The organism is Acidovorax sp. KPB24-07 (genome assembly GCF_057543315.1).
This window is the reverse complement of the sequence record NZ_BAAJYS010000201.1, coordinates 1-6780: the sequence shown is the minus strand read 5'-3', so window position 1 is coordinate 6780 and position 6780 is coordinate 1. Positions and strand designations below refer to the sequence as shown.

11 protein-coding genes are annotated in these 6780 nt (G+C 69.3%); 7 read left to right on the top strand and 4 right to left on the bottom strand.

Annotated features, from left to right (window positions below):
• Nucleotides 1–375 (bottom strand): alpha/beta fold hydrolase (locus AC27IQ_RS17000; RefSeq protein WP_487090160.1); only part of this gene is annotated, 375 nt, incomplete at its 3' end.
• Nucleotides 376–595: 220 nt separating this feature from the next.
• On the opposite strand from AC27IQ_RS17000, the gene AC27IQ_RS16995 reads away from it, so the two are divergent.
• The 4 genes from AC27IQ_RS16995 to AC27IQ_RS16980 all read left to right on the top strand — a co-directional run bounded on the left by AC27IQ_RS16995 (nucleotide 596) and on the right by AC27IQ_RS16980 (nucleotide 2757).
• Nucleotides 596–1201, top strand: coding sequence for a class I SAM-dependent methyltransferase (locus tag AC27IQ_RS16995; protein ID WP_272566652.1), 606 nt, complete (start codon nucleotides 596–598; stop codon nucleotides 1199–1201).
• 83 nt (nucleotides 1202–1284) lie between these two features.
• Nucleotides 1285–1596 carry a nucleotidyltransferase family protein gene (locus tag AC27IQ_RS16990; protein WP_284406437.1) on the top strand — a complete coding sequence of 104 codons (312 nt, stop codon included), beginning with the start codon at nucleotides 1285–1287 and terminating at the stop codon, nucleotides 1594–1596.
• Nucleotides 1583–1930, top strand: coding sequence for a HepT-like ribonuclease domain-containing protein (locus tag AC27IQ_RS16985; RefSeq protein WP_272566656.1), 348 nt, complete (start codon nucleotides 1583–1585; stop codon nucleotides 1928–1930). Before AC27IQ_RS16990 ends, AC27IQ_RS16985 begins: the two co-directional genes overlap by 14 nt.
• A 17-nt stretch (nucleotides 1931–1947) precedes the next feature.
• Nucleotides 1948–2757, top strand: a complete 810-nt coding sequence (locus AC27IQ_RS16980; RefSeq protein ID WP_487090161.1) for a tRNA-uridine aminocarboxypropyltransferase — start codon at nucleotides 1948–1950, stop codon at nucleotides 2755–2757.
• Nucleotides 2758–2798: 41 nt separating this feature from the next.
• Here AC27IQ_RS16980 and AC27IQ_RS16975 read toward each other — a convergent pair whose 3' ends face one another.
• A complete protein-coding gene (locus AC27IQ_RS16975) occupies nucleotides 2799–3314 on the bottom strand; it encodes a hypothetical protein (RefSeq protein WP_487090159.1) in 516 nt (171 codons plus the stop codon).
• Between the two features lie 64 nt (nucleotides 3315–3378).
• Nucleotides 3379–3993, bottom strand: coding sequence for a DNA-3-methyladenine glycosylase (locus AC27IQ_RS16970; RefSeq protein WP_487090158.1), 615 nt, complete (start codon nucleotides 3991–3993; stop codon nucleotides 3379–3381).
• A gap of 172 nt (nucleotides 3994–4165) precedes the next feature.
• Between AC27IQ_RS16970 and AC27IQ_RS16965 the strand changes: the two genes are divergently transcribed.
• A complete protein-coding gene (locus AC27IQ_RS16965) occupies nucleotides 4166–4738 on the top strand; it encodes a hypothetical protein (protein ID WP_284401716.1) in 573 nt (190 codons plus the stop codon).
• 91 nt (nucleotides 4739–4829) lie between these two features.
• Here the strand turns inward: AC27IQ_RS16965 and AC27IQ_RS16960 are convergent, their stop codons facing one another.
• Nucleotides 4830–5210 carry a hypothetical protein gene (locus tag AC27IQ_RS16960; RefSeq protein WP_487090157.1) on the bottom strand — a complete coding sequence of 127 codons (381 nt, stop codon included), beginning with the start codon at nucleotides 5208–5210 and terminating at the stop codon, nucleotides 4830–4832.
• A gap of 137 nt (nucleotides 5211–5347) precedes the next feature.
• Between AC27IQ_RS16960 and AC27IQ_RS16955 the strand changes: the two genes are divergently transcribed.
• Nucleotides 5348–6223 (top strand): PA4780 family RIO1-like protein kinase, encoded by an 876-nt coding sequence (locus tag AC27IQ_RS16955; RefSeq protein ID WP_284407374.1) that lies wholly within the window; start codon nucleotides 5348–5350, stop codon nucleotides 6221–6223.
• A gap of 192 nt (nucleotides 6224–6415) precedes the next feature.
• A complete protein-coding gene (locus AC27IQ_RS16950) occupies nucleotides 6416–6748 on the top strand; it encodes a hypothetical protein (RefSeq protein ID WP_487090156.1) in 333 nt (110 codons plus the stop codon).
• Nucleotides 6749–6780 lie beyond the last annotated feature (32 nt).

Genomic DNA, 6780 nt, shown 5'->3' with positions numbered 1-6780 from the left:
CAGCGCCACGAAGCGCTGCACGCCGAAGTGCGCGCGCAGGGCCGGCAGGCTGGTGCGCGCCTCGTCTTCCACGAAGTCCCGCGGCAGCAGGCCCGTGCGCGCGTCGGAGCGGCCGAAGCCCAGGCGGTCGTACGCGATCACCCTGCGGCCCGTCGCTCGGCACAGCACGGCGGGAAACTCGCGCCACAGGTCCACGCAGCCCAGCGAGTCGTGGAAGAGGACGATGGGCGGCGGCGCGGATGCGTCGGGGCAGGGCGTGGGCCCGGCGGCCCAGCACCGCGCGAACAGGCGGCCGTGCGCGGTGGCGATCCAGTGGTCGGACGGGGCGGGGCCGGGTGGTGCGGAAAGGGGCGTGGAGGAGGGGGCTGCGCTCATGCCGGCCCATTGTGTCGCGTCCATTCGAATCGGGTGATGCAGTGCCGTGCCATGCCGTATCGCCGACGCCGGACGGCGCCGGCCTGTCCTGCGGTGCGCACGGCGGTGGGCGTGCTCGGGGCGGGCGCGCGTGCCGTGGCGATACGGGATACTCGCTGCCACCGTTTTGGCTTCGCCCAGCCCCTCCCTTCTTTTCCACTTCCCTGCAAGGACCGCCTCTTTGAAATCAGCCAGCGCAAGCACCTTCGACGAGGCGTACTACCAGCGCTTCTACTACGACAAGAAGACCAGCGTGGTGGACCCGCAGCACATGGAGCGCCTGGGCACTTTCGTGTGCAGCTACCTCAAGTACCTGCGGGTGCCGGTGCAGCGCGTGCTGGACGTGGGCTGCGGCATCGGGCTGTGGAAGGGCATCGTGGCGCAGCACTTTCCCGCGGCCAGCTACCAGGGCGTGGAGTTCAGCCCCTACCTGTGCGAGCGCTACGGGTGGCAGCAGGGCTCGGTGGTGGACTACCAGGCCAGCGAGCCGTTCGACCTGGTCATCTGCCAGGGCGTGCTGCCCTACCTGAGCCCGCCCGATCTGAAGGCCGCCCTGCGCAACCTGGGCCAGTTGAGCCGCGGCGCGCTGTATGTCGAGGCCGTGTCCCGAGAGGACTACGAGCGCGACATCATCGACGAAGACCTGACCGATGCGCGCATCTTCCGGCACTCCGCCACGCTGTACCGGCGCGGGCTGCGCGAGGGCGCGCTGGAGCTGGGCGGCGGCCTGTGGCTGAGCCGCCAGGCCGAGGTGCCGCTGTTCGAGCTGGAGCACGTGGGCGGTTGAGTGGGGCCCTCGTCATGGGCAGGGCCATGCGCGCCGTGCAGTGTCGGCCGATGGGCAGCAGGTGCGCCCCTAGAATCTCCCGCATGCATTCCGCCATCGCCCAACACCTGCCGCGCATCGCGGCCATCTGCCAGCGCTTCGGCGTGCGCCGGCTGGAGGTATTCGGCTCCGCAGCCCGTGCGCACGATTTCGATCCGGGCACCAGCGATGTGGATTTTCTGGTGGAGTTCGCCGACAACGCGCCCGTTGGGCTGCACTCGTTTTTCGGCACCAAAGCCGCGCTGGAGCAATTGCTCGGCCGTCCGGTGGACTTGATCGAGCCGGGCGCAGTGCGCAATCCCTACGTATTGGCCAGCATCAACCGCCATCGGGAGCCTGTGTATGTTGCCGCGTGATCCGCGCGCTTTTCTGTGGGATGTGCAGGCGGCGGCAAAGGCCATTCAGAATTTTCTACAGGGCATGGACGCCGAGGCTTACGCCGCCAATGAAATGGCGCAGGCGGCCGTGGAGCGCAAGTTCGAGATCATCGGCGAGGCGCTCGGCCAATTGGCCAGGGCAGACGCCGCACTGGCTGCGCGCATACCGGATCTGGCGCAGATCGTGGCGTTTCGCAACCAGCTGATCCATGGCTACGCCACCATCCGGGTGCACACGGTCTGGACCGTGGCCCAGGACTCGTTGCCAGCCCTCATCGCCACGGTGGCCACCTTGCTGGAAGAGCTGGCTTGACCGATCCCGTGGACCGCATGGCCGGCCACTCCCTCGTTCCCCACGCCGTCTCCCGCCTGCGCACCGAGCGCCTGGCGCGCAGTTCCAAGCCGTTCCTCGCCCGGGGCGGCCCGCGCGGCGAGCGCTGCCCCGCTTGCCGGCTGGTGCCCAGCCACTGCCTGTGCGCCGTGCGGCCGCAGGTCGCCACCCAGGCCGGCATGTGCCTGCTGATGGCCGACATCGAGCCGCTCAAGCCCAGCAACACGGGCTGGCTGATCGCCGACGTCGTGCCGGACACCTTCGCCTTCGGCTGGGCGCGCACGGTGGTGGACCCGGCCCTGCTGGCGCTGCTGCGCGACCCGCAGTGGCAGCCGTATGTGGTGTTTCCTGGCGAGTTCGCGGAGCCTTCGCGGGTGGTGACCCGGGTGGCGCCCACAGAGATTCCAGCGCAGGGCATGCCGCCGCTGCAACCCCGGCGCCCGCTGTTCGTGCTGCTGGACGCCACCTGGACCGAGGCGCGCAAGATGTTCAGGAAGAGCCCCTACCTGAACCACCTGCCGGTGCTCAGCCTGCAGCCCGAGCAGCTGTCGCGCTACCGGCTGCGCCGCTCCCAGCGCGACGACCATTTCTGCACCTCCGAAGTGGCGGCGATCTGCCTTGAACTGGCGGGCGAGTCGCATGCAGCCCAGACACTGGAGGCCTATCTCGACGTGTTCACCCACCACTACCTGCAGGCCAAGCACCAATTGCCGGTGGAGATGGACGGCGAGGCGCACCGCCGGTTGCGGGCCTTGCGGGCGCGGGGACCGGGCGTTGCGGCGCAGGGGGCCGCGCGGCAAGACGGATAAGGGCGCGGGCGGCTTGGCGGCGCGCTCCTGCCCCCTTCACTTCACCGCTTGCAAACCTCGCAGTAGTAGAAGTAAACGTCTTCCTCCCGGCCCTTGACCACCGGCGACAGATAGCCCACGCCGCTGTCGGCCGAGAACGAAAGGCGCACCTGCCGGCCGTCGTTGAATTGCACGTCCACGGGATCGCTGGTGCATTCCCCGAAGGAGCCGTACTCGTTCATCACCGCCACCTGCGAGATGGGGATGGCCTGCCGCAGGAAGTTGCGCACGTACCGCTCAGTGACGCGGGCCGGCGGCGGATCGGCCGTGCATGGCTTGCCTTGCGCATCGAAGAATCGCGCGCTGGACAACGTGATGCGGCGCACCGGGCCGATGGCGTAGGCGCGGGCTTCCATTCGGCGGCGGTCCTCATCCCGTTCGGTTGCTGCCGCGGCCTTCGATGCCGATGCGGATGCCGAGCCCAGTGGCGGCGATGGGTCCATTGGCCCCGAATGGGCCAGGGCAGCCCACGCCAGCCATGGCAGGGTGATGGTTCGCAGGGCGCTTTTCATGGTCATCGGTCGTTCCTGTTTCGAATCGGGCTTTTGGCCTGGCGATGGCTGGTTGGGGCCATCCGGCGGATCAGCCCTGGTTTCCCACCCCCGCCGTGAACGGCCGGCTCAAGAACCGTGAACCCTTCTCCCCGAACCGCCAGGGCACGTCCACCGCCTTGGAGATGCCGATGCGTGGCCCGGCAATCACGTCGGGCGCCGGGTGGCCCGGCGAAGGCTGCAGCAGCGCGAACGGCGGCAGGTGCAGGGACTCGCCGTTCAGGCGTGCGTCGATGCCCAGCGCCTGCGCCAGTCGCCCGGGGCCGGCGCACAGCAGCCGGGCGTCCTGCAGGCCGCGCCGTTCGCGCAGGGCGTCCAGTCCGTGGGTGGGCTCGATGGCCCGCAGCAGCACGCCGGCGCCATGGCCCGCTTCGCGGCACACGGTGTTGACGCACCAGTGCAGGCCGTAGGAGCGGTACACGTAGGCGCAGCCCGGCGGGCCGAACATGGCCGCGTTGCGGGCCGTGGGGCCACCGAAGGTGTGCGAGGCCGGGTCGGTCTGGTCGTAGGCCTCGGTTTCCACGATGCGGCCGCCCACGCCGTCGACCAGCAGCGTCACGCCGATGAGCCGGCGTGCCACCTCGTGCGCTGGGGCGGTGAAGTCGATGTCGGCAAGGGTCAGGGCCGGGGGCAGGTCGTGGGGCATGGGCGTGATGCTAAGACCCGCAGCGGCCGGCGACGGCCGGGCCCTGTGGCATGGGGGCGGCACGCCACGGCGATACTGGCGGGCCGACCGCACCCGCCCGGCCGGCGTTCTGCCGGGTCCAGCGTCTTCCCTTGCTTCTTCAACCAACAGACCCGACCACGAAGGCATGCCCATGAATTTTCCGTCCCACCGATGGCTCCGCGCCGGCTTCGCACTGGTCCTCGCCTGCCTGCTGGCCAGCTCACCCTGGGCGGCCGAACTGAGCGCCAAGCGGCAGGCGCTGCTGATGTCCATGTTCAAGGAAGACGCCGTGCTCACCGAGCAGGTGCACCGCGACTTCTGGGCGGGCGTGGACGTCTCCGACGCCGCCGCCACCGAGGCCGCGCAGGACCGCCTGGCCGCGGCCATGCGCAATTCGATCGAGTACGAGCGCGCGACGGCACTGAGCTACCAGGCCAGCATGAAGCAGCGCAAGCCCGTGGTGAATCCGCGCTACGAGGCGGCGCTGAAGGACCGGCTGGCCATGCTGAAGGCGCGCAACCTGGCGCCCGACGACGTGCTGGCCAAGGACAAGGCGTTTCGCGCCTCGCTGGTGCCGATCTCGCGCGGCAAGCCGTTCGAGGCCGATGGCAAGCGCATCGTGATGACGCCTGCTCTGGTCGATGCGGCATTGCAGCGCGTGGAGGCTTCGCACCAGCGGCTGGAGCGTCTGCTCAATCCGGTGTGGGCCGGTGCCGGGGGCTGACACGGCCCGCGTTGCGGTGCAGCTAATGCACCGAGGTTGGAGGCCTGTTCACTTGACGGAAGGAAAGGTGAAGTCTGCGCCCATCAGCCCTTCACAGGCCTCGCAGTAGAGGTAGTACGTGGTCTGGTGAATTTGCAGCACACCCCAGCCCGTCGCGTTGTCCAGCGACAGCCGGCCTTTTTTTCCGGTTCGTCAGTTGCAGTTGCGCTTCGGCCTGGCAGTCGCCCTGGTCCAGACTCTGGAGGTAGTTGTACCGGGCGCTTCGGACGGCATGCTGCCAAAAATAGGCCACCCGGCGGGTGTCGATGGAAAGGTTTTCGCAGTTCGCATCCCCGCCTTGCACGCTGTGTGCGGCGCCCTTGTCGATGTGAATCGCAGAGGGGTGGCCGATGGCGTGGATAGCTTGTGCGGCGGTGGGCGCGTCGGCCTGCGCCGTGTTCGTTCCGCACAGCGCCCAGGCGATGCCCAGCATCGCCACGCCATGAACGCCGCGTTTCCGGCGCCGGGGATTGGTTGTCTTCAAGATCATTGGCATGGACGTGGAGGGTGCTTCATGGATGCGCCCGGCGCAGAAGCATAGACGGTCTTGCCAGGGGGCAAAATGCTCCGATGAAAGCTCCCCCCAGACTCCAGTCCCTCATCGAGGAAGGCCTCATCGACACCGTGGTGCGCCAGCTCATGAGCGGCAAGGAAGCCATGGTGTACGTGGTGCGCTGCGGCGACGAAACGCGCTGCGCCAAGATCTACAAGGAGGCCACGCACCGCAGCTTCCGGCAGGCGGTGGACTACACCGAGAACCGCCGGGTCAAGAACTCCCGCTCGGCCCGTGCGATGGCCAAGGGCAGCAAGTTCGGCCGGCAAGCGCAGGAGGCCGCGTGGCAGAGCGCCGAGGTCGATGCGCTCTACCGCCTGGCGGCAGCCGGCGTGCGCGTGCCGCAGCCGTTCAACTTCCACGAGGGCGTGCTGCTCATGGAGCTGGTGACCGACGCGCACGGCGATGCGGCGCCGCGACTGAACGACGTGGCGTTCACGCCCGAGCAGGCCCGGGCGCACCATGCCACGCTGATCGCCGAGGTGGTGCGCATGTTGTGCGCGGGCGTGGTGCACGGGGACTTGTCCGAATTCAACATCCTGCTCGCCCACATCCCTGGCGCCGGTGCGGACGAAGGCGCCGAGGGCCCGGTCATCATCGACCTGCCCCAGGCCGTGGATGCGGCGGGCAACAACCATGCTCCGCGCATGCTGCTGCGCGACGTGGCCAACCTGCGCGATTTCTTCGGCCAGTTCGCGCCCGAGTTGCGGGCCACCGAATACGGCCCCGAGATCTGGACCCTGTACCAGAGCGGCCAGCTCACGAACGAGACCCCGCTCACCGGTCGCTATGAGCGCCGCCATGCGGATGTGGACCTGCAGGCGGTGATGCGCGAGATCGACGATGCGCGGGCCGAGGATGCAGCGCGCCGGCTGCGCATGGCGGGCGGGTAGCGGCAAGGGCGCGCGCGGGGCGGGGCTCACAAACCTTCACAAAACAGGCGCACGCGCACGGGGGTTGCCCTGCAAAATCGTAGACCGGGCGAAATGGCCGGACTTCCCAGGCGCGCGCCGCCTTGGGGGCCGCCGCCAAGCCCGCGCACGGCCCTGCCGTGCCTTGGCGATGACACCACCGGAGCCGCACCCATGAACCCAGCCACCTGCGCGATCTGCGGCCAGCCCCTGGACGATGCGGCCGAGGGCGCCTATGGCGACTGGGTCGCCTTTGCCGACCACGACAACCACGCGCTGCCCGAGCCTGGAAGCCGGGCGCCCGGTCTGGCCTATTTCTGCGCGGAGCACCTGGCCCGGGCCCGTGAGCGCGCCGCATGGCGTTGCCACGATGCGGTGCAGGCCCTTCGCCTGCATGCCGGCGCGCAGGCTGAAAGCGCGGCGCAGGTCCATTCCGCCCCGGCGCCGCTGGCCGGGGCTGCGGAGGCCGCTCCATCAGCGCCTGGTGGCGCCGCTGGCGTTCCTTGAGCGGCATCTGCAGCGCGGGTCTGGATGGTGTC

What these genes read in the sequence shown, in the direction of transcription:
- AC27IQ_RS16990 (WP_284406437.1), top strand. Translation starts at nt 1,285, where the DNA reads ATGCATTCCGCCATCGCCCAACACCTGCCGCGCATCGCGGCCATCTGC.
- AC27IQ_RS16985 (WP_272566656.1), top strand. Translation starts at nt 1,583, where the DNA reads ATGTTGCCGCGTGATCCGCGCGCTTTTCTGTGGGATGTGCAGGCGGCG.
- AC27IQ_RS16980 (WP_487090161.1), top strand. Translation starts at nt 1,948, where the DNA reads ATGGCCGGCCACTCCCTCGTTCCCCACGCCGTCTCCCGCCTGCGCACC.
- AC27IQ_RS16975 (WP_487090159.1), bottom strand. Translation starts at nt 3,314, where the DNA reads ATGACCATGAAAAGCGCCCTGCGAACCATCACCCTGCCATGGCTGGCG.
- AC27IQ_RS16970 (WP_487090158.1), bottom strand. Translation starts at nt 3,993, where the DNA reads ATGCCCCACGACCTGCCCCCGGCCCTGACCCTTGCCGACATCGACTTC.
- AC27IQ_RS16965 (WP_284401716.1), top strand. Translation starts at nt 4,166, where the DNA reads ATGAATTTTCCGTCCCACCGATGGCTCCGCGCCGGCTTCGCACTGGTC.
- AC27IQ_RS16960 (WP_487090157.1), bottom strand. Translation starts at nt 5,210, where the DNA reads ATGCTGGGCATCGCCTGGGCGCTGTGCGGAACGAACACGGCGCAGGCC.
- AC27IQ_RS16955 (WP_284407374.1), top strand. Translation starts at nt 5,348, where the DNA reads ATGAAAGCTCCCCCCAGACTCCAGTCCCTCATCGAGGAAGGCCTCATC.
- AC27IQ_RS16950 (WP_487090156.1), top strand. Translation starts at nt 6,416, where the DNA reads ATGAACCCAGCCACCTGCGCGATCTGCGGCCAGCCCCTGGACGATGCG.